The sequence below is a fragment of the Methylobacterium sp. Leaf118 genome, from assembly GCF_920984675.1.
GTDB lineage: Bacteria > Pseudomonadota > Alphaproteobacteria > Rhizobiales > Beijerinckiaceae > Methylobacterium.
In genome coordinates, this window is the sequence record NZ_CAKLBV010000005.1 from 48,872 (window position 1) to 71,695 (window position 22,824).

The 22,824-nt window shown below is 68.8% G+C and carries 12 protein-coding genes; 3 read left to right on the forward strand and 9 right to left on the reverse strand.

Going from position 1 to position 22,824, the window contains the following annotated elements:
- Positions 1-104: 104 nt before the first annotated feature.
- From LW587_RS03685 to LW587_RS03705, 5 genes are all read right to left on the reverse strand, one after another.
- On the reverse strand, positions 105-3,482 hold the full coding sequence (locus tag LW587_RS03685) for a maltotransferase domain-containing protein (protein WP_232628244.1): 3,378 nt from the start codon (positions 3,480-3,482) through the stop codon (positions 105-107).
- A gap of 104 nt (positions 3,483-3,586) precedes the next feature.
- On the reverse strand, positions 3,587-8,500 hold the full coding sequence (locus LW587_RS03690) for a malto-oligosyltrehalose synthase (RefSeq protein ID WP_232628245.1): 4,914 nt from the start codon (positions 8,498-8,500) through the stop codon (positions 3,587-3,589).
- The gene (gene treZ / locus LW587_RS03695; protein WP_232628246.1) at positions 8,497-10,302 is read right to left on the reverse strand and encodes a malto-oligosyltrehalose trehalohydrolase; all 1,806 of its coding nucleotides are present in this window, start codon (positions 10,300-10,302) and stop codon (positions 8,497-8,499) included. Before treZ ends, LW587_RS03690 begins: the two co-directional genes overlap by 4 nt.
- A gap of 253 nt (positions 10,303-10,555) precedes the next feature.
- Positions 10,556-11,032 (reverse strand): DUF2852 domain-containing protein, encoded by a 477-nt coding sequence (locus LW587_RS03700; protein WP_232628247.1) that lies wholly within the window; start codon positions 11,030-11,032, stop codon positions 10,556-10,558.
- A gap of 60 nt (positions 11,033-11,092) precedes the next feature.
- Positions 11,093-11,719 carry a TetR/AcrR family transcriptional regulator gene (locus LW587_RS03705; protein WP_232628248.1) on the reverse strand — a complete coding sequence of 209 codons (627 nt, stop codon included), beginning with the start codon at positions 11,717-11,719 and terminating at the stop codon, positions 11,093-11,095.
- Positions 11,720-11,908: 189 nt separating this feature from the next.
- Between LW587_RS03705 and LW587_RS03710 the strand changes: the two genes are divergently transcribed.
- From LW587_RS03710 to speG, 3 genes are all read left to right on the forward strand, one after another.
- A complete protein-coding gene (locus LW587_RS03710; RefSeq protein ID WP_232628249.1) occupies positions 11,909-12,124 on the forward strand; it encodes a hypothetical protein in 216 nt (71 codons plus the stop codon).
- A gap of 5 nt (positions 12,125-12,129) precedes the next feature.
- Complete coding sequence (locus LW587_RS03715) at positions 12,130-12,417, forward strand: hypothetical protein (protein WP_232628250.1); 288 nt, start codon at positions 12,130-12,132, stop codon at positions 12,415-12,417.
- Between the two features lie 88 nt (positions 12,418-12,505).
- The gene (speG, locus tag LW587_RS03720) at positions 12,506-13,054 is read left to right on the forward strand and encodes a spermidine N1-acetyltransferase (RefSeq protein ID WP_232628251.1); all 549 of its coding nucleotides are present in this window, start codon (positions 12,506-12,508) and stop codon (positions 13,052-13,054) included.
- Positions 13,055-13,058: 4 nt separating this feature from the next.
- Here the strand turns inward: speG and zwf are convergent, their stop codons facing one another.
- The 4 genes from zwf to LW587_RS03740 form a co-directional block, all read right to left on the reverse strand.
- Positions 13,059-14,564: a glucose-6-phosphate dehydrogenase gene (gene zwf, locus LW587_RS03725; protein WP_232628252.1), complete on the reverse strand. Its 1,506-nt coding sequence runs from the start codon at positions 14,562-14,564 to the stop codon at positions 13,059-13,061.
- A gap of 106 nt (positions 14,565-14,670) precedes the next feature.
- Positions 14,671-16,266: an efflux transporter outer membrane subunit gene (locus tag LW587_RS03730; protein ID WP_232628253.1), complete on the reverse strand. Its 1,596-nt coding sequence runs from the start codon at positions 16,264-16,266 to the stop codon at positions 14,671-14,673.
- Complete coding sequence (locus tag LW587_RS03735; RefSeq protein WP_232628254.1) at positions 16,266-19,556, reverse strand: efflux RND transporter permease subunit; 3,291 nt, start codon at positions 19,554-19,556, stop codon at positions 16,266-16,268. Before LW587_RS03735 ends, LW587_RS03730 begins: the two co-directional genes overlap by 1 nt.
- 88 nt (positions 19,557-19,644) lie before the next feature.
- A complete protein-coding gene (locus LW587_RS03740; protein WP_232628255.1) occupies positions 19,645-22,785 on the reverse strand; it encodes an MdtB/MuxB family multidrug efflux RND transporter permease subunit in 3,141 nt (1,046 codons plus the stop codon).
- Between the last annotated feature and the right edge of the window lie 39 nt (positions 22,786-22,824).

Below are 22,824 nucleotides of genomic sequence, written 5' to 3' on the forward strand. Positions count from 1 at the left end.
AACGCGACGGCCAGCGCCGCATTCCGGCCGATCTAGAGCAATTGTCGCCGAAGGGGACACCGCTTCGGCGAAAGAGCGTGACACGACCCCTTCGGCGCGGCGCCTCACGCCGCGGGGCGTGGGCGCAGCCGCCAGACGATGGCCGAGCGTTCGGCCGGATCAAGGGCGATGCGATGGCTCTTGCCGTAGAGCTCGAACGTGTAGCCCTGCAGCAGATCCTCGACCACGACCGCCCCGTCGTCCGGCAGGCCGAACAGCCAGAGCGGCACGTCGTAGGTGCATTCCTGACGGTTCTTCGGGTCGAGGTTGACCATCACGAACACGCAATTGTCGCGCTCGGGCGTGATCTTGGCATAGGCGATGATGCTGTCGTTGGTCGCGCCGGTGAAGTGGATGTTGCGGAAGTCCCACAGAGCCGGGTTGTCGCGCCGGGCCTGATTCAACTTGATGATGTGGTCGCGGATGTTGCCGGGGCGGTGGTAGTCCCAGGCCTTCAGCTCGTATTTCTCGGAATTGAGGTACTCTTCCTTGCCCGGATAGGGCGCGGCCTCGCACAGCTCGAAACCGTTATAGATGCCGTAGACCGAGGAGAGCGTCGCGGCAAGGGTCGCGCGCACCACGAAGCCGGGACGGCCGCTCGTCTGCAGGTAATACGGATTGATGTCCGGTGTGTTGGCGAAGAAATTCGGGCGGTAGTACTCGCCCATCTCGCCGGCCAGTTCGAGGGCGTACTCGGTCAGCTCCTGCTTCGTGTTACGCCATGTGAAGTAGGTATAGCTCTGCTGGTAGCCGGCCTTGGCGAGCTTCTTCATCATCTTCGGCCGGGTGAAGGCCTCCGCGAGGAAGATCGCGTCGGGATAGCGCGCGTTCACCTCCGCCAGCATCCACTCCCAGAACGGGATCGGCTTGGTGTGCGGGTTGTCGACCCGGAAGATGCGGGCGCCCTGGGCGCACCAGCCGAGCACGATGTCCCGCAGCTCGATCCACAGCGAGGGCAGCGCGCCGCCGTAGAAGTGGACGTTGGAGATGTCCTCGTACTTCTTGGGCGGGTTCTCGGCGAATTTGAGCGTCCCGTCGGGGCGCCACTCGAACCATTCGGGATGGTCCTTGATCCAAGGGTGATCCGGCGAACACTGGATCGCGAAGTCGATGGCCACTTCCATGCCGTGGGCGTGGGAAGCGGCGACGAGCTGGCGGAAATCCTCCAGGGTGCCGAGTTCGGGATGCACGGCCTCGTGGCCGCCCTCCTCCGAACCCACGGCGTAGACCGAGCCGACATCGCCGGGCTCCGCCTTCAGCGTGTTGTTCTTCCCCTTGCGGTTGGTCTTCCCGATCGGATGGATCGGCGTGAAATAGAGCACGTCGAAGCCGAGCTCGCGGATCTCGGGCAAGCGACGAATCACGTCCCCGAAGGTGCCGTGACGGTTCGGATCACCGGACTGGGAGCGCGGGAAGATCTCGTACCAAGCGGAGAAGCGGGCGGCCAACCGATCGGCGATGACCGGGACGTCGACCGGGTAGCGCGAGAGGTTCACCCGCTCGGCATGGCGGCGGATCAGCGAGGCGGCGTCCGGCGCCAGGATCTTCTCCAGAATGGCGGGCGAGCCGTCGGGCTCGGCGGCGAGCGAGCGGATCAGCGCATCGAGGCGCGCCTTATCGGCCCCGCTCGCCAGATCCTGCGCGATCTGGACGAGTTCCACGCCCTCGATGGTCTCGAGACGCACATCGACCCCGGCATCGCGCTTCTTGATCGTGTCGCGCACCCAGGACGAGAAGGCGTCGCGCCACGCCTCGATCGTGAACTCGTAGCGGGCGTTGCGCTCCAGCGGGAAGTGGCCGGCCCAACGATCGTTGTCGACGAAGACCATCGGGTCGCGCCGCCACGTCTCTTCGCCGACGATGCGCGAAAGGATGGCGGCATCGATGATCTCGTGGCCGTCGGAGAAGATGTCGGCCTCGACGCGGACCTGCTCGCCGACCACGCGCTTGACCGCGGAGCGACCCCCGTCGATCTCGGGGCTCACCGCCTCGATGACGACGCGGCCCCGGCCGTCCGGCGTGGTCGGAGGCGGGGGAACGGCCGCTTTCGTCCGTTCGGCAACCAGGATGCGCAACTCGCCCGGCGCAAGGTCGATGCTGTCGCCCGGATGGAACGCGATCGGCGCGGCGTCCGGGGTGCGATCGACGAAAGGCCCGAGCAGGCCGCCGGTCCGGGCGATGAGCGGACTGGCCTCCACCGGCGTGGGCGCCTCACCGGGATTGTACAGGAGGAGCGTCGCCGAATGCGCCGAGGCCGGGTGACCGGTGTCGGTGCGGAACAGGGCGACGAAGCGCGCGTCCGGCGCCGAGAGGCGCATCTGCGCCCCCTCGACATTGGCCGCCGGAATCTCCGCCTTCAGCCCGTTGATCGCGGCGACGAAGGACGAGATGTCGAGGCCGGTCTCGTGCTCGCGGGAGCCCGGATGCGTCTCGACCACGTGCAGCGCGCGGCGATAGCCCCATTCGTAGCCGATCGGCATGAGCACGCCCGCCGAGAAGAAGGCGGAGAGCGCGTAGCGGGTCTTCAACCGTGCGGCCACGGCCTCGGGGCCGCCGGGGATGTCGGCGGCGAGGCGGGGCATGTCGTGGTTCTCGGGGAAGGCGATGGAGGGCGCCACCACCCGCAGCCGCTCGTACTGCTCCAGGGCCCAGGGGGCCTCGAGATTCCACCACGCGAAGGAGTTGAACAGATAGTCGAAGCCGGCGCCGGCCGTCGCCTGCGCTTCCTCGAAGGTGCAGCCCAGGGTCTCGGCGGCGAACAGCGTGCCGGGCTCGCGGTCCTTGGCGGCCTGGATCAGGGCGCGCCACACCTCCGGCGGCACCTTGTAGGCGGCGTCGCAGCGGAATCCGCGCACGCCGAGCCCCTGCAGCCGAGCGATGTAGCCGTCGAAGATGCGGGTCAGCTCCGAGCGGGCGTGCTCGGAATGGAAGTCGAGTTCGATCAGGTCGCCCCAGACGGTGCGCTTGGTGGGATCGTCCGGATCGATCGCCGCCGGACTCACCGGCCGGCCTTCGCCGTCCCGCACGAACAGGTCGGGCCGCTCGTGGAACAGGCGGGCGTTGTCGGCGGTGTGGTTGATGACGAGGTCGCTCATCACCGAGACGCCCTGCGCCGCCGCCGCCTGACAGAAGCGGGCGATCTGCGCATCGTCCGCCGTGCCGTCGTCGTCGCGGAACCGCTCGTCGAGCCGATCGAGATCGGCCACGGCGTAGAGGCTGCGCGAGCCGCCGGTCTGATGGAACGGGTTGAGATAGACCCAGTCGAAGCCGAGGCCGGCGATGCGCGGCAGCTCAGCGGTCCAGGCCGAGACCCGTCCGACGAGAAGCGGAAACAGGTTGTAGATGCGCGGGCCTTCGGCGCGGGGCGCGAAGGCGGCGGGCAGGGCCACCGTCTCCGCCCCGGTCCGCGTCGCGGGCGTCATGGCGGTGTTCGGTGCGTTCATGGCTCGCCTCCGTGTCGTCGCGTCACGCCTGGATCACTCTCGCCAAGCTCTGGCGGCACCGCCCAGTTCCGGCGGCGCCTGGTTCGATGCCGCGTGGGCGGGCCTCAGCCGGCCCGACGCAGCACCAGATAGGGCAGGCGCTCGAACAGCCGACCGAGGTCCAGCCCCTCGCCCGCCGCCTCGTAGGTCCCGCCACCGACCACGTCGGTCCAGCGGCTCCCCGCCGGCACCGGCAGGATGGTCCCGGAGAACGGCGTCCCAGACCAAGCAGATTCCGGCGTCAGCCGTGCGACGAGACGCGGGATCGCGACCAGAAGATCGTCCTCGCCCGTGGGCGCCGCCGAGCGGGTGAAGGCGAGGACGTGGTCGGCCCGCTCGCCCGTCGCGGCGATCGGCCGATAATCGGCATCGGCGTAGAAATCCGGACGCGCCGCCCGGTCGGCCAGGAGTTGGGCGAGCGTCGCCTGCTTGACCCGTCCGTCGGCCCAGGACCCGATCAGATCGGCGGGCGCAGTGCCCTGTTCCAGCGCGCGGGTCCGCGCCTCGTAGTCGACGGGCCGGCGGTTGTCTGGATCGACGAAGGAGAAGTCCCAGAACTCCGTGCCCTGATAGGTGTCGGGGATGCCCGGCAGGGTGCATTTCAGAACGGTGCGGCCAAGCCCGGCGATCATGCCGAGGAAGGCGAGCCGGCGCAGGATCGGCCGCAGCCGGGCGACGCAATCCGAGCCCGGCACGAACAGCGCGGCGAACAGAGCGTGGACCGCGCCTTCGTAAGCCTCGTCCACGTTGACCCAGCTCGACCGACGCTTGCCCTCGCGCAGGGCCTTCTCGGCATAGGCATCGAGGCGCTTGCGGAACGCCTCCAAAGCGGCCGGATCGTCGGAATCGAGCAGTTCGAGGGGCCATGCGCCGAGCACGGCCTGCAGGAACATCCATTGGTCGTTGGCGTCGGGGGCGGGCTCGCCTTCGACGGGCTTCAGATGGGGCGCGGCCGCGCGGCGCCACGTGTCCCACGCGCGTGCCCATTCCTCCGGCAGCTCGGACAAGGCGAGCTGGCGCGAGCGGGCATCCTCGCCACGCTTGGTGTCGTGGGTGGCCGTGGTGATCATCGCGTTCGGCCAGTCGCGCGCCCGGGCGGCCTGCAGCGCGTGAAAATGCTCGGTGTCGAGGCCGTACTCGCCGGGATCACCGCCGACCTCGTTGAGCGCCAACAGCTCGACGAAGCGGTAGAACAGCGTGTCCTCCAGGCTTTTGGCCATCACCGGACCGGTGAGCTGCTGGAAGCGGCGGCGGAAGCGCAGGACGAGATCCGGCTCGGGCTGGCCCGACCCACCGACCTCGATCCGGCCGAGCAGCGCGCTGGCGGCGAAGTCGTGCACCGAGCGGTCCGGCAAGGCGCTCCAGCGCTTGGCCTTGCGCACGGCCCCCTCGATCAGGCGGACGTCCTCCTCCTGGATCTCGGTCTCGTCGAGGTCGCCCGGCAGGTACGAGCGGTAGACGGGGAACCGCGCCACGATCTCGATCAGCGCGCGGCGGATCGCATTGGTGGAGAAATCGCGGGTGCGGCGGTCGGCATCGGCGATCTGTTTGAGATCGCCCGTCATGACCTCGAGTTCAGAGGCGAAGCTGATCTCGAGGATCTCCGCCTTGGCGGCGCGGAACTGGAAGCCGTAGGGCTCGTCCCGGTCCGTCGCCCAGCGATAGAACTTCTCGATGCGCGGCTTGAGCGCCCGATCGACCAGGATGCCGTCGAGCTGGTTCAGCACGTCGTAGCCCGTGGTGCCGGCCACCGGCCAGCCCCGCAGCTTCTCGCCGGGCTCCAGGATTTTCTCGACGACGATGTAGAACCCGGGGCCCACGGCCGCCTGGAGCGCCCGGGCATAGCCCAGCGGGTCGGCCAGACCGTCGATATGGTCGATGCGCAGCCCATCGATCCGGCCCTCGCGGATCAAGCGGAACAGCAGATCGTGCGACTTGACGAACACGTCCGACAGTTCCACCCGCAAACCCGCCAGCGAATTCACGTCGAAGAAGCGGCGATAGTTGATGTCGCTCGACGCGATGCGCCAATGGGCGAGGCGATAGCTCTGCTGTTCGAGCAGCCGGTGCAGCGGCCCGAAGCTATCCGGATAATCCCGGTTGCCGTTGAGGAGATGCAGGGCCCGGTAGATCGCGGCGGCGATCTGCGGCGAGGCCCGCACCGCACCGGCGAGATCCCGCTTCAGTTCCTCGGCAATGGCCGGCATGGCGCGGCGGCGTTCGAGGTTGGTCTCCTCGCCCATCAGACGCAGGCGCTCGGAGATCGCGAGCACATCCGCCGACATGTCGTCGCCGATCTCGCCCAGGGCCGCGAGCGCCCGATTCAGGATCGTCGGATATTGCAGCGGGCAGATCGGCAGCTGGTGCTCGTAGTGCCAGACGCTGAAGGCGCCGGTCGCCTCGTCGAATCTCAGCTCCAGCGTCCCATTTTCCAGCGCCTCGCCGTAGCGTTCGCCGAGGAAGGGGATGACGAGCTTGCCATTGGCCCCGAGCCGCTCCCAATCGATGTCGAAGGCGTTGGCTTCCGGCGACAGGCCGCCCCATTCGAGCACGGAGAGCCACCAGGGATTGTCGGCCCCGCCGACGCCCATGTGGTTCGGGACGATGTCGAGCAGCAACTTCAGGCCATGTGCGTGCAGCGCGTCGGTGAAGGACCGGAACCCCGCCTCGCCCCCGATCTCCGGGTTGATCTGCGAGTGGTCGACGATGTCGTAGCCATGGGTCGAACCGGGGCGCGCCCGCTGAAGCGGCGAGGCGTAGACGTGGCTGATCCCGAGCTTGGCGAGGTAGGGAACGATCTTTTCCGCGTGGGCGAAGGTGAAGCCCTCGTGAAACTGGAGCCGGTAGGTCGCCCGCGGCGGGGCGGACGACAGACGCGCGGCGCCCGAGCGGGGCCCGCGCTCCTCGGCCGAGAGCGCCGCGGCGAGCTTGGCGAGCGGCCCGCCCGGAGCCGCGATGGCCTCAAGGTTCCGGTCGAGCTTGCGCCGCCAGTTGGGATAACCTTCGGTCGAGCCCGGGACGTTGGCCTGGCTCAGTTCGCCGACCACGTCCTCGTATTGCACGGCGGTGAGGATCGAGGGCGCGCGGGCGAGGTAACGGGCCGCCGCTTCGAGCGGGGCGTGCTCGGGCGGCTCGGCGCTCGGCAGCAATTGCTGGCCGGCCAGGGCCTCGGTGAGGCGCCAGCGCTCGGTGACCCGCTCCTGGCGCTCCGATTCCGCGCGATCGGAATCGTAAAGGCCGAGGGACTGCCGGGTATCGGTGTCGACCCCGCGCCACCAGCCGACGAAGGTCGGCAGATCGTGGGTCGTGATCGCGGTCAGCGCATCCTGGGGATAGGCGTCAGGCGCCTTGAAGGCGCCCCCCTCCTGACGCTCGAACGCGAGGATGCGGTAGCTCAGGATCCCGGAGGCCATCAGCGCATCCGAGAACCCGGCGGGCGCGGTGCCGAGATCCTCGGCGATGACGAGGCACTTGGCGCGGTGGCTCTCCAGCCGCAACACCGCGAGCATCGGCTCGAAGGGCATCGCCACATAGGCGCCCTCGCGGGCCGAGCGGTTGAGGGGGATCAGGAACAGGCGGGCGAGCTGGAAGGCGTGGTCGATGCGGATCGCGCCGGCATGGCGCATATTGGCCTTCACCAGGGCGCGGAACGCCTTGAGCCCGTCGCGCTCCATCTCGAGCGGGTCGAAGGCCGGCAGGCCCCAATCCTGGCCCTTCGGCGCCAGCAGGTCCGGCGGCGCCCCGATCGACACGCCATTGGCGAAGCGCTCGGGATGCGACCAGATCTCCGAGCCTCCGCGATCCGCCCCGACGGCGAGGTCGCGGTAGAGACCGAGCCGCATGCCCGAGGCGAGCGCGATCTCCGAGGAGGCCTTGAGCTGGCGGTCGGCGAGGTATTGCAGGAAGGCGTGGTAGCCGATCCGTTCGGAATGCGCCTCGGCGAAGGCGGCGACCGCGTCGGTGCCTGCCCGGCGATAGGCGTCCGGCCAATCACCGAGCCAATGCGCGCCCTGGCCGCGGAAATGCTCCGAGAGGGCGTCGAAGGTGGCATGGGACTGAAGGTCCTCGCCGCCCTCCAAGACGAAGGCGTCGAACGCCACATCCTGGCCGCGCCGCGCGGCGGATTCCTCCCAGACGGCCAGAAGGATCGGCGCGAGCACCTCCCAGACGCCGGCATGATCGACGAGCGCGGTGTCGCGCAGCGCCTCGATGCGGGGCCGCTGCTCCAAGAGGAGGGCGGCAGCGCGGCTTCCCGCGAACTCCGGCAAGGCGCCGGGCTCGATATAGAGGGTCTCGAGGAAGAGCCGCGAGGACGGTGAATAGGGCGAGATCTTCGTGCGGTCGGAGGGGAACAGGGCGTGGGCGGGGCTCAAGCCCAGGAACGAGGCGCCGCGCAGGCCCGCATCGCGGGCAGCGCGCCCAGCATCGGCGTAGGTGCCGATGCCGAGATTGTCCGGCGAGCGCAGGCCGTAGAGCTGGGCTGCAAGTCCCCAGTCGCGGGCCCCGTCCTCGGCGTAGGCGCTCGGGCGCCAGCAGCGCTGCGGGGCGGCCACGACCCATGCCTGCGCCCGGCGCTCACCGGCGCTCACGGTGAGCTGGTGGTAGCCCGGGGTGAGCGGAGGCAGGTCGAACCCGACGCCGTCCACGTCGGAGCCGAGGGCCGCGCGCCCCTCCCGAGCCCGCTGGTGCTCGTCGACGAGTCGCCAACCCACGGCAGTGACCGCCGTCTCGCCGCGCACCGGGACCCGCAGGCCGCGCCGTGCCTCCGCCGCGAGGAGTGGCGGAACGAGGTTGCGCCGCACGGCTTCGACCGCCGCGAGGCTCTCGCCGATGGCCTCCTCGCTCCCGGCGGCGAAGCCGAGGGCTTCGAGCATGCCGCGGCGAACGTCCAAGGGCGTATCGACCCGCTGGCCGAACGCGTCGGTGAAGCCGTCGGCGATGCCGACCAACTCGGCGAGACGTTCCAGGGCCGCGCTCACCGGGCGCCTCCGAGCACGAACACGCCCGTCCAGGCCGGGAGCAATCCGGATTGCCGCGTATAGCCGTTCGACCAGATCACCTGTCCATCCTGGATGTTCGCGCTGTATTCCTCCTCACCAAGATTGGCGACGAAGCGCAGCCATCCGCCCTCGTAGCGCCAAGTCACGTCGAGGATGCAGGGCGCCGGAAGCTCGGCCTTCGCGCCGAGGAAGCGCGTCTTGCTCAGTGGCACGACGTTCTGGTGGCGGATCTGCAGGAGGTTGCGGGTGTCGGCCCAGACCGCCCGATGCGGCTCGCGCTCGGCCTCGTCCCAGTCGATCTTGGAATCGGTGAAGGTCTTGGCCTCGGTCGGATCGGGGATGACGGACGTGTCGTCGGCGAAGGCCGCGAAGCTCTTGAATTCGCGGCGACGCCCCTCGCGCACCGCCTTGTTGAGGTCCTCGTCCGGCGCGAAATCGACGAAGAACAGGAACGGCGCGGAGGCCGACCATTCCTCGCCCATCCACAGCATCGGGATCTGCGGCGCGAGCAGTAGCCCGGCGCGGGCGAGCGCCAGCTTCGACGGGTCGGACAGGTGGCTCAGCCGCTCGCCGAGCGCCCGGTTGCCGACCTGATCGTGGTTCTGGAGGAAGGTGACGAAGGCCGAGGGCGGCAGGTGGCCGGACGGTTCGCCCCGGGGGTGGTTGTCGAGGGCCGGGAACGGCTCGCCCTGGTAAGCGAAGCCCTCGGCGAGGCTGCGCGCCAGATGTTCGAGGGGCTTGTCGGCGAAGCTCCCGTAATAGCCCGCACTCTCCCCGGTCAGCAGAACGTGCCAGCCGTGATGCAGATCGTCGGCCCATTGCGCCGTGTGCAGGGCCGGCTTGCCCGCCGTGTCGCGCTCGAGCCAGCGCGCTTGATTCGCCTCGTTCTCCAGGATCAGGTGAACATGGCGATCCGGGAAGGTCCGGCGGATCGTGGCGCCGAGTTCGCCCAGGAAATGCGTCTCCGAATCGTCGAGGATCGCGTGCACCGCGTCGAAGCGGATGCCGTCGAAATGGTATTCCTCGAGCCAGTACAGCGCGTTCTCGATGAAGAAATCGCGCACGATCCGGCCCGATTCTTCGCCGTCGAAATTGATCCCGGCTCCCCAGGGGGTCTGGTGGCGCTCGGTGAAGAAGGTCTTGGCATAAGCGTGGAGGTAGTTCCCCGCCGGCCCGAAATGGTTGTAGACGCAATCGATCAACACCATCAGGCCTTTGGCATGGGCCTGATCGATCAACCGCTTCAGGTCCTCCGGGCGGCCGTAGACGGAATCCGGCGCATAGGGCAGCACGCCGTCATAGCCCCAGTTGCTGGTTCCCTTGAAGTCGGCGAGCGGGAGCAACTCGATGGCGGTGATGCCGAGATCGACGAGGTCGTCGAGCTTCTTCTCCAGGCCGGCATAGGTGCCCTCGGGCGTCGCGGTGCCGACATGCACCTCGTAGACGACCGCCTCTTCCCAGGCGCGGCCGCGCCACGCCCCGTCGGTCCAGTCATAGGCCTGCGGGTCGATCACCTCGGAGAGGCCGGACACGTCGTCGGGCTGGAAGCGGGAGGCCGGATCGGGCACCACCAGATCGCCGTCGATGCGGAAGCCGTAGCGCGCTCCGGCGCCGACCCCCGGCACCGTCGCGACATACCAGCCATCGCCCGTCTCGAAGGCGGGACGATCGGCGCCGTCCACCACCAGGGTCACGTCCTGGGCGGTGGGCGCCCAGAGCGCGAACCGCACACCATCCTCGGCCAGCTCGCTGCCGAATCGCATCGTATGGGCGCGCCGCATCAGGCCACCGCTCTCCGCTAAAAAGTCGAAACGTCGTCGAGGCGTGGCCGCCGCTGCCTCGTGTCTCACAAGGCGCCGGGCCAAGGCTTGTTCCCCGACCGGGCAGTTATGGCGCCGGGCGCCTGCGACAACCGGCTTGCACCGGGAATCGCTGCACTGCACACACAATCCTCGCGGATACGCGAAGGGCTCCCCGCCAGCTTGGCGGGGAGCCCTGATCGTCGCGTCAGCCGGGGAGACGAGCGGGACCGGATCAGGCCTCGATGGTCGGCCCGCCGCCTTCCGAGCGGCGCTTGGCCATGAAGGCGTCGAACTGCTCGCGGTCCTTGGCCCGCTTCAGCTCCTCGACGAACTCGGCGAAGGCCCGGCTCTCTTCTTGGAGGGCCCGACGACGGGCCTCCAGCCGATCGAGCTCGGCCTTGCGGTATTCCTCGAAGGCCCAGTTGCCGGTCGTGGCGCGGTAGACGCCGCTTTCCTTGGCCGTCTCGAAGGCACGGGCGAAGCGCGATTGACCTTCGCCGCTGGCGAAGCTCCAAGAGCCGCTGCGGGCGAACTCGCGCATCCGGTCGAGGGCGGGGTAGCCCGCGATCTTCCAGGCCACATAGGCGACGGCGACGGGCCAGACGTAGATGAAGCTCACCACGATCGCACCGATCTCGAGGGAGCGCTTGGGGAAGGGGCCACTGCGCGACGCGCCGCAGGACCAGGGAGAGGTAGAGGACGTGTTCACGGCTGGGGGCTCCGGGTGTGAATGTGAACAACATTCACATGCGGGCCCGCTCCAACCGTTTCAAGGGGCGGCTCTCGGCCTTTCGCCGGCCCCGTGCACCAGGGCAAGCACGCCCGCACGCAGCAACTCGTATTTGTCCGGCCCGCCCTTCGGCAACTGGCCCGCCGCCGCCAGCGTCGCGATGCCGTGGGAGAGCGCCCAGACCTCAAGCGCCAGGAAGCGGGGATCGACACCGTTGAAGCCGTCCGGAAAGGTCGAACGCAGGGCCTCCACCAGCAGATCGAAGGGGTTCGGCCGGTCCGGAGCGGGTGATGCCACCGCGGCGCCGCGCACCTCGAAAATGGCAGCGTAATAGCCCGGCTCTTCCTCGGCGAAGGCGAGGTAGGCCTCGCCCATGCGGGTGAACCGCTCCAGGGGCGTGCCGCGGCCGCCGAGTGCCCGGGCCAGCCGCTCGGCCAAATCCGAGAAGCCGCGACCGGCCACCTCCTCGAGCAGCGCTTCGCGGCCGCGGAAATGGCGATAGAGGGCGGCCGGCGTCACACCGACGAGGCGGGCGGCATCGACCAACGTGAAACCGCCGATCCCCCGCTCGGCGATGAAGCGGCGCGCGGCCTCGATCAACGCCTCCTTGAGGTTGCCGTGGTGATAGCTGCGCCGGTCGCCCGGTCCCTCACGCCAGGGTCGCACCCCGCTCCTCCCGCCTCTCGAAACCGCTCGCCGGTCCGTCCTCCAGTGACGCGCGGACCGGCCGCCGGTTTCCCGCACTCGCGCCTTTTCCCGCGACTCGCTTAGGGAGTCGACCGTCTTTCCTCGCAGACCGGGCTTGACGGTGGCAGACTACGCAACGTTATAAAGTTGCGAATATCAGGAGCGCCGATGTCATCCGCCGATTCCCGCCTGCCCGTGACCGGACTGATCGACGAAGAATGGGCACCGGAACACCCGCTCTGGTTCGAGGAACGCGACGACACCCGCGCGCACCTGCCCGAGGCCTACGGCATCGCTGCCTTCGTCGACCGGCTCCACCGGCCCTTCGACCCGGGACGGTTGCAGGCCGTCGTGAACACCCCTGGGCGCATAGGGGCGGGCTGACCGGGATGGGTCTCGTCAGCCTGACGGCATGGCGTGCCCGCTCGGCGGGACTCGCCGCCGCGGCCACCCGAGCCAAGGCTCTGATCCGCCCGGCGCTCGGCCTCTCCGAGGGGGACGCGCTCTCGGTCAACGAAATCGTCTGCGCCGATCCGGCCTGCCCGGGCATCGAGACGGTGGTGCTGGTGATGCGGGCCGGCGAGCCGACCCGGGCCCTGCGCCTACCCCGCCCCCTCGCCGAACTCAGCGAGGCAGACGCGCGGGTGCTTGCGGGAGAGGAGGCCGCTTTGCGCTAATTTTGAGAGCCGACTTTCATCATTCCGTCTTGGGACGAGTGGAGGTAAGACTCTCGAACCACCCGTCACCACTGACCGAGTCTGGGATATGTCGATTAAACTGAGACCGCTGGAGCGCGAAGATCTGCTCTTCGTGCACCAGCTCAATAACAACGACAGCATCATGCGCTACTGGTTCGAGGAGGCCTACGAGTCCTTCGCCGAGCTGGCGCAGCTCTACGAGCGCAACATCCACAACCAGACCGAGCGTCGCTTCATCATCGCGTCCGAGCGCGGCGAATCGGCCGGCATGGTCGAGCTCGTCGAGATCAACCACCTGCACCGACGCTGCGAATTTCAAATCGCGATCCACCCGGACTATCAGGGCAAAGGCTACGCCAAGCGCGCCACCCGCATCGCCATCGACTACGCGTTCAAGGTACTTAACATTCACAAGTTGTATCTGCACGTGGACAAAGATAATCAGCGGGCGGTGGGAATCTACGAGAGCTGCGGCTTCCGTCCCGAGGGGCTCCTCAGGGACGAGTTCTTCGTGAACGGCCGCTACCGCGACGCGGTGCGCATGTGCCTGTTCCAGCCGGACTACCTCGCCGAGCGCGGCGCGGGGGACGTGGCCGAGCCGGTCCTGAAGACCTGAACCCTCAGATCCCGTCGAGGGGCTGCCATGCGTGGCCGTCACGGGCGAGCAGCGCGTCCGCCGCCTGCGGCCCGGCGCTTCCCGCCTCGTAGAGGGCGACGGGCGCGTCCTTCCAGGCGTCCAGCAGCGGTTCGACGGCGGCCCAGCCGGCCTCGATGGAATCGGCCCGCTGGAACAGGGTCACGTCGCCCATCATGCAGTCGTAGATCAGGGTCTCGTAGCCGACGGTGGGGGCGGGATCGAAGAAGTCGCCGTAGCGGAAACCCGTCTCGACCGGCGCGATGTGCATCTGCGGCCCAGGGCGCTTCACATTCAGCGACGTGACGATGCCGGGATCGGGGCTGATGCGCAGGCGCATGACGTTGGGCGCCGGTTCGGTCACCGGCGTGTCGCGGAACAGGCGGAAGGGCGGCGGCCGGAAATGAACCGCGATCTCCGTGCGGTGGGCCCCCATCCGCTTGCCGGTGCGCAGGTAGAACGGCACGCCGGCCCAGCGCCAGTTCTCGATCTCGAGCTTGAGGGCGACGTAGGTCTCGGTGCGCGACTGCTCGGACACGCCCGGCTCGGCGCGGTAAGCCGGGACATCATGCCCGCCGATCCGACCGGCGGCATACTGGCCGCGCACCGCCTTGTCGGGGCTGACCGGGCGGACGGCTTCGGCGAGCTTCGCCTTCTCGTCGCGCACGGCTTCCGCATCGAAGGAGTTCGGCGGCTCCATCGCCACCATACAGAGCAGCTGGAATAGGTGGTTCGGCACCATGTCGCGCAAGGCGCCGGTGGGCTCGTAGAAGCCACCGCGCCCCTCGACCCCGATGCTCTCGGCGGCGGTGATCTCGATATGGCTGACATGCTCGCGCCGCCAGACCGGCTCCAGCATGCCATTGGCGAAGCGGACCGCCATGATGCTCTGAACCGTCTCCTTCCCGAGGAAGTGGTCGATCCGGTAGAACTGGCTCTCGTCCCCATAGCCGAGGATCGTCCGGTTCAGGGCCCGGGCGGAGGCGAGGTCGGCGCCGAACGGCTTCTCGATGATGACGCGGCGGAACGCGCCTTCCGTCTCCGCTAGGAGGCCGGCCTTCCCCAGACCCTCGACCACCGGAGCGAAGAAGCGGGCGGCTACCGCGAGGTAGAACACGACGTTGCCGCGCACGCGCCCGGCCAGCGCCCGATAGGTCTCCGGCTCGGAAAAATCGCCCTGCATGACGTGCAGGCGTTCGCGCACGAAGCCCCAGGTGGTCGGGTCGATCCGGTCGGCGTGGAACTCGGCGGACGGATCCCGGGTGAAGGCGTCCATCGTCTCGGTGAGGTCCTGGCGCCAGCCCGCGTCGGTGAGCGGGTTGTGATCGACGCCGAGAACCGAGAACCCCGGGTCGAGCAGGCCGCCGCCGGCGAGGTTGTAGAGGGCCGGCATCAGGAGCCGCTTGGTGAGGTCGCCGCCGGCTCCGAAGACCACGAGGGTGCAGGGCGGCGCGGGCGGGCTCGCGGGTTGCGTCGTCGGCGCATCGGCCATGGGCGGCTCCGGGTCGTCGGCCGGGGGAAACGCGACGACAACAGGCCGACGCGGGCGGTGTTCCGGCAGACGGTGTTCCGGCAGACCTGCCCCGCTCCCGCCGCGCCTATTCCTCGGTTCGGACGGCCTGCCCGCGATCGATCGGCAGGCGGGGGCCCTTCAGCTCCTCGCCGGTCGGCAGCGAGCGGGCGTCCCAGCCTCCGCCGAGGGCGCGGATCAGGGAGACCGCCGTGCTAAAGCGGTTGAGCCGCACCTGCAGGGCCGTGATCTCGTTGCTGATCTGGAGCGACTGCGCCGTGACGACGGTGGTGTAATTCTGCGTGCCGGCCCGATACTCGTTCAAGGCGATCTCGACCGCGCGCCGGGCGGAGGCGACGGCCTCGTCCTGCTTGGCCTGTTGCTGAGCCAGGATGCGCACGCCCGCCAGCCCATTCTCGACCTCGCCGAAGGCGGTGAGCACGGTCTGGCGGTAGCTCGCCACCGCCGCGTCATAGGCAGCCCGCGCCGATTGCAGCACCGCCGCCCGCGCGCCGCCGTCGAAGAAGACCTGCTCGCCGGCCGCGGAAACCGACCAGACCCGGTTCGCCGCCGAGAACACGCCGTTGCTCGCTAATCCCGAGAAGCCACCGGAGGCCGAGAGCGTCACGGTCGGGTAGAAGGCCGAGACCGCGACCCCGATCTGCTCGCTCTGCGACTGCACCAGCCGCTCGGCCTGGGCGATGTCGGGGCGCCGCTCCAGCAGGTCGGAGGGAATGCCGACCGGCACCGCCGGGGAGCGCGCCGGCAGGGGCGAGAACGGCAGGTTCAGCTCGGAGGGCGGGCGCCCCGTGAGGATCGCGACTGCGTGCTCGAAGGTGGCGCGCTGGAGATCGACCGCGATCAGGGTCGCCTGCGTGGTCTGGAGCTGCGTCTGCGCAGTGATGACGTCGGACCGGGCGGCGACGCCGGCATTGTACTGGTTCTCGGTGATCGCGAGGCTCTTCTTGAAGCCCTCGACGTTCTCGCGGAGCACCTGCTTGAGCGCGTCCTGGTAGCGCATCTGCAGATAGGCGGTGGCGAGTTCCGCCTGGAGGCTGAGACGCACCGAGGCGAGATCAGCGGCCGAAGCCTGGGCGGCGGCGACATCGCTCTCGATCTGACGGCGGATGCCGCCGAACAGATCGAGCTCCCAGCTCGCCTGTCCCTGGAGCGAGACGGTGGTGCGCTCGACGCCGAGGGTGCGGGAGCGGGTGATGCTCGGAGCGCCGATCACCGTCGGGAACAGGGCGGCCCGCGATTGCGCCACGAGCGCCCGCGCTTGGTCGTAGAGCGCGATTTGGGCCCGTAGATTCTGGTTGTCCACGTCGACCGAGCGGATCAGCCGGTCCAGCGTGGCATCGTTGAACACCCGCCACCAGTCGCCGCGCTCGGCCGCGTCGCTCGGATTGGCGATCCGCCAGCCCTTCTTCGACTGGACATGAGCGAGGCTGTCCTCGCGCAGGCCGCCCTGCTTGAAGCCCAGCGGCGTCTCGACCGAGGGGCGCGTGTAATCGGGACCGACGAGGCAGCCGGAGGTGGAGAGGGCGAGGGCGGCAGCGAGAGCGAGGCGGCAGGGGGAAGTGACCCATCGCCCCCCCTCCCCCCGGCATGGTCCGCCGGCACCCGCCCCCGCAGGGGGAGAAGGGTTTCGATGCGGCTGACTGGTCACGAACGGATCATCCATCACTCGGCCGGCACCGCCGCGCCACCCGGGCGACGCTTCGCCCAGAGCCTGAGCCGGTCGAGATACAGGTAGACCACGGGGGTGGTGTAGAGGGTCAGGATCTGACTGACGATGAGCCCCCCGACAATGGCGATGCCGAGCGGCCGGCGCAGCTCGGCGCCCTCCCCGCCCGCGATGATGAGCGGCGCCGCGCCGAGCAGGGCGGCGAGCGTCGTCATCATGATCGGGCGGAAGCGCAGGAGGCAGGCCTCATAGATCGCCTCGCCCGGCGTCAGGCCGCGTTGGCGCTCGGCGTCGAGGGCGAAGTCGATCATCAGGATGGCGTTCTTCTTGACGATGCCGATCAGGAGGAAGACCGCGATGAGCGCGATGATGGTGAATTCGGTGCCCGTGGAGAGCAGGGCCACGATCGCCCCGATCCCGGCCGAAGGCAGGGTCGAGAGAATCGTGATCGGGTGGATGTAACTCTCGTAGAGGATGCCGAGCACGGCGTAGACGGCGAGCAACGCGGCCAGGATCAGGAGCGGCTGACGCGAGGCGGAATCCTGGTAGCTCTTGGCCGCGCCGGCGAATTCGCCGTGGATCGTCTGCGGCAGCTGCAGTTCCGCCATGGTCTGCGTGATCACCTGGGTCGCATCGCTGAGGCTCTTGCCCGGTACGAGGTTGAACGAGATCGTCGTCGCCACGAACAGGCCCTGGTGGGACACCTGCACCGGCGCGTTGCCGGTTTCGAATCGGGCGAAGGCCGAGAGCGGCACCATCGTCTCCTTCGAGCTCGACACCGGCGCGCTCGACGAGGCCCCCCCCTTGCCGCCCGCGATGGCGTTGGAAGCGGCGTTGCGGGCCGAATCCGCGGCGAGGCTGGCGGCGGTGTCGGTGGCCGTGGAATCGGTGCCGGTCGTCTCGGCGGTCACCGTGCCGGCGACCGCGTTGGTCGTCGCCGAGCCCCGCGCCCGGCCGCCCCGGGTCGAGACGTAGATCGACTTCAGAACCTCCGGGTTCTGCAGGTATCGCGGCGCGATCTCCATCACCACGTGGTACTGGTTGAGGGGGTTGTAGATCGTCGACACCTGACGCTGGCCGAAGGCGTCGTAGAGGGTGTTGTCGATCTGGTCGGGGGTGATGCCGTAGCGGAAGGCCGTGGCCCTGTCGATGACGAGCCGGCTCTCCAGCCCGCCCTCCTGCTGGTCGGAGGTCACGTCGGCGAAGAGGTCCGTGCGCTTTTGGAGCGCCTGCAGCACCTTGGGCGCCGCCGCGTAGAGTTCCGCCGCCGTGTCGCCCTGGAGGGTGTACTGATACTGGGCGAAGCTCTGGCGGCCGCCCATGCGCAGGTCCTGCCGGGGAAACAGGAACAGCCGCGCCCCCGGTACCTGGGCGAGCTTGGGCCGCAACCGCGCCATGACCTTCTCGATGGGATCGCGCTCGCCCAGGGGCTTGAGGCCCACGAAGACGTTGGCCGAGTTGGTGCCGCGCCCGCCCGTGAAGCCGACGATGCTGGCCACCGCCGGATCGGCCTGCACGATGGCGCTCGCCTGTTCCAGCTTCTGCTTCATCGACTGGAACGAGATGCGCTGGTCGGCCTGGATGCCGCCCATGAGCTGGCCGGTATCCTGGTCCGGGAAGAAGCCCTTCGGCACGATGACGTAGCCGTAGACCGTCAGGCCGATGGCGACGAAGACGCTGAGCAGGGTCAGCCGGCGGTGGTCGAGGGCGAAGCGCAGGGTCCGCTCGTAGCCCCGCAGGGTCGCGTCGAACCCGCCCTCGAGCATCCGCAACACCCAGTTCGGGCGCCGGCCGGCATGGGCCTCTTTTTCCGGCCTCAGCAGCAGCGCGCACATCATCGGCGTCGTCGTGAGAGAGAGCACGAGCGAGACGAGGATCGACATCGACAGGGTGACGGCGAATTCCTCGAACAACCGGCCGACGATGCCGCCCATGAGCAGGATCGGCAGGAACACGGCGATGAGCGACAGGCTCATCGAGACGACGGTGAAGCCGACCTCGCGGGCGCCGACCAGGGCGGCCTCGACGCGCGGTTTGCCGGTCTCGATATGGCGCTGGATGTTCTCGAGAACGACGATGGCGTCGTCCACCACGAAACCGGTGGCGATGATGAGCGCCATCAGCGAGAGGATGTTCAGGGAATAGTCGAGCATCCACATCGCCGCGAACGTGCCGACGATGGAGATCGGCACGGCGACTGCCGGGATCAGCGTCGCCCGCCACGAGCGCAGGAAGATGAACGTCACGAACACCACGAGGGCGATCGCGATGAGCAGCGTCTCTTCCGTAGTGGCCAGCGAGGCGCGGATCGTGGCGGAGCGGTCGCCGGAGATGCTGAGGTCGATGTCGCCGGGCAGGGCCGCCTTCACCTGCGGGATCGCCGCGCGCACCCGCTCGACCGTCTCGACCACGTTCGAGCCCGGCTCCTTGTAGATGAACAGGATCACGCCGGGCTTGCCGTCGATGAGGCCGAGATTGCGCTTGTCCTCGACCGAATCCACGACCTCGCCGACATCGGAGAGGCGCACCGCCGCGCCGTTGCGGTAGGCCACGACGATGTCGCGGTAATCGGAAGCCTGCCGGCCCTGGTCGTTGGCGTAGAGCTGGTAGCGGCGCGCGCCCGCCACGATGTCGCCTTTCGGCGAGTTGGCGTTGGCCGAGGCCAGTCCCGCGCGGATGCCCTCCAACCCGATTCCGTAATGGAACAGGGCGGTCGGATCGAGCTCGACCCGCACGGCGGGCAGCGAGGAGCCGCCGACATCGACATTGCCGACGCCCTCGATCTGGCTCATCCGCTGCTGCACGACGGTGGCGGCGGAATCATAGAGCTGGCCCGGCGTCAGGGTGTCGGAGGTCAGCCCCAGGATCAGGATCGGCGAATCGGCCGGGTTGAACTTGCGGTAGGTCGGGTTGGTGCGCAGCGAGGTCGGCAGATCCGCCCGCGCGGCGTTGATCGCCGCCTGCACGTCGCGCGCCGCGCCGTCGATGTCGCGATTCAGGCCGAACAGCAGGACGATCCGCACCGTGCCTTGCGAACTCGTCGAGGTCATCTCGTTGACGTCGGCGATGGCGCCGAGACGGCGCTCCAGCGGCGCCGCCACCGTGGTCGCCATGGTCTCCGGCGAAGCGCCCGCCATCTGCGCCTGGACCAGGATGACGGGGAAGTCGACCTGCGGCAGGGGCGCGACGGGCAGCCGGACATAGGCGAACAGGCCGGCGAGCAGCAGGCCGATGGTCAGGAGCGTCGTCGCCACCGGGCGGCGGATGAAGGGTTCGGAGAGGTTCACGAGAGGCCGCCCAACCCCGAGCTTCCGGTTCCTGCCTCGCCCCGCCTGCGGGGAGCGCATTTGCACGGCACCGTTCGGGCCCCGCGCATCACGGCACCGCCTCACCCGGGGCGAGGCGGCTCCCGCCCTCCCGCCGTCCGGTGATCCGCCGCTCCAGCCGGTCGAAGGCGAGGTAGATCACCGGCGTGGTGAACAGCGTCAGCGCCTGACTGACGATCAACCCGCCCGCGATGACGATGCCGAGCGGCTGGCGCAGCTCGGAGCCGACGCCGCTGCCAAAAATCATCGGCAGGGCCGCGAACAGGGCGGCCAGCGTCGTCATCAGGATCGGACGAAAGCGCAGCAGGCAGGCCTCGTAGATCGCCTCCTGCGGCGCCTTGCCCTCCTCACGCTCGGCCTGGAGCGCGAAGTCGATCATCATGATCGCGTTCTTTTTCACGATGCCGATCAGGAGCACGATGCCGATGATCGCGATGATGTCGAGGGAGAGCCCGAACCACATCAGCCCGAGGAGCGCACCGATCGCGGCCGACGGCAGGGTCGAGAGGATGGTGATGGGGTGGATGAAGCTCTCGTAGAGCACGCCGAGCACGATGTAGACGGTGACGATCGCCGCGCAGACGAGGAACAGCTCGTTCGAGAGCGCTGATTCGAAGGCGAAGACCGAGCCCTGCGGCACCACCCGGACGCTGCCGGGCAGCTCGATCTCGCTCCGGGCCGCCTCCAGCGCCTCCACCGCCTGCCCCAGGGCGGCGCCGGGTGCGAGGTTGAACGAGACCGTGGTGGCGGGAAACTGGCCGAGATGGCCGATGAGGAGCGGGGCCCGCCGCTCCTCGACCCGGGCCACCGCCGACAACGGCACCTGTCCCGAGGGTGCGGTCGAGGAGGGCAGATAGAGGGTGTTGAGCGAGTCGAGCGACGTATGGAGCGCCGGGTCGGCCTCGAGGATCACCCGGTACTGGTTCGACTGGGTGAAGATCGTCGAGACGATGCGCTGGCCGAAGGCGTTGTAGAGCACGTTGTCGATGGTGGCCGGCGTGATGCCGTAGCGGCCGGCGGTCGCCCGGTCGATGGTGACGTAGGCGGCGAGCCCGTTGCCCTGATAGTCGCTGGTGACGTCGGCGAGCAGCGGGGACCGGCGCAAGGCCTCGACGTAGCGGGGCACCCAGGTCTCGAAATCGGAGAGGTTCGGGCTCTCCAGCATGACCTGGTACTGCGTGGCGGAGACCGCCGTGTCGATCGTCAGGTCCTGCACCGGCTGCATGTAGAGCCGCACGCCCGGCACCCCGGCCGTCGCGGCGGTGAGGCGGCGGATGATCTGGCTCGCATCCGACTGCCGCGCCTCGCGGGGCTTCAGGTTGATGAGGAAGCGGCCGGAATTGAGCGTCACGTTCTGCCCGTCAACGCCGATGAACGACGACAGGCTCGCCACGTCCGGATCCTGGAGCACGAGGTCGGCGAGCGCCTGCTGGCGCGTGGCCATCGCCTCGAACGACACGCTCTGGTCGGCCTGGCTGATCCCCTGGATCACGCCCGTGTCCTGCACGGGGAAGAAGCCCTTCGGGACGACGACGAACAGGTAGGCGGTGAGCGCCACGGTGCCGAGCGTCACCAGCAGGGTCAGCCCCTGATGCGCCAGCACGACGCGCAGGCACCGGCCATAGGCCGCGATCACGCCGTCGTTCAGCCGCCGGCCGAAGCGGGCGAATGCGCCCTCGCGCCGCGCCACCGGGCTGTCGGCGCCGTGCCCGACGGGCTTCAGGAGCCGCGCGCACATCATCGGAACGAGCGTCAGCGAGACCACCGCCGAGATCACGATCGTGGCCGACAGGGTGATCGCGAATTCGCGAAACAGGCGCCCGACCACATCCGCCATGAACAGGAGCGGGATCAGCACCGCGATCAGCGACACGGTGAGCGAGATGATCGTGAAGCCGATCTCCCGCGAGCCCTTGAGCGCCGCCTCGAAGGGCGTCTCGCCCTCCTCCACGTGGCGGGCGATGTTCTCGATGACCACGATGGCGTCGTCGACGACGAAGCCGGTGGCGATGGTCAGCGCCATCAGCGACAGGTTGTCGAGGGAGAAGCCCCAGGCATCCATGATCGCGAGAGCGCCGATCAGCGAGAGCGGCACCGACAGGCTCGGGATCAGGGTCGCCGAGACACTGCGCAGGAACAGGAAGATCACCATCACGACGAGGCCGATGGCGAGCATCAGCTCGAACTGCACGTCGTGCACGGAGGCGCGGATCGTCACCGTGCGGTCGGTCAGGATCGCGACCGTGACGGCGGCCGGCATGGTCGCCTGAAGCTGCGGGAGGAGCCGCTTGATGCGGTCGACCGTGTCGATGACGTTGGCGCCGGGCTGGCGCTGGATGTTGAGGATGACGGCCGGGGTCCGGTCGGCCCAGGCGCCGAGCCGGGTGTTCTCGGGGCCGTCCACCACCTCGGCCACGTCGGTGAGGTGGACCGGGGCGCCGTTGCGATAGGCGATGATCGCGCTGGCATAGACCGCCGGGTCGCGGACCTGATCGTTGGCGTTGATGGTGTAGGACTGGGTCGGCCCGTCGATGTTGCCCTTGGGCGTGTTGACGTTCAGGTTGGCGATCGTCGTGCGCAGGTCGTCGATGTTGAGGCCGTAGGCGGCGAGCGCCCGGGAGTTGAACCGCACCCGCACCGCCGGCCGCTGCCCGCCGCCCATGCTGACGAGCCCGACGCCCGCCACCTGGCTGATCTTCTGAGCCAGACGCGTTTCGGCCAGGTCCCTGACCTGGGTCAGGGGGATCGTCGCGGAGGTCAGTGCCAGCGTCAGCACCGGCGCATCGGCCGGATTGACCTTGGCGTAGATCGGCGGAGCGGGCAGGTCGGAGGGCAGCAGGTTGCCCGCCGCATTGATCGCCGCCTGAACCGACTGCTCGGCGATGTCGAGGGGGATGTCGAGATTGAACTGAAGCGTGATGACCGAGGCCCCCGCCGAACTTTGCGAGGACATCTGGTTGAGGTTGGCCATCTGGCCGAATTGCCGCTCCAGCGGCGCGGTGACGGCGGAGGTCATCACCTCCGGGCTCGCCCCCGGATAGAAGGTCTGGACCTGGATCGTCGGGTAATCGACCGCCGGCAGGGCCGAGACCGGCAAGTTGAGATAGGACACCGCGCCGACGATCAGGATCGCCAGCATGGTCAGGGTCGTGGCGACCGGGCGCAGGATGAAGAGGCGGGACGGGTTCATGAGCAACCCCCACGCGCCGAATGTTCATCCCTCGCCCCG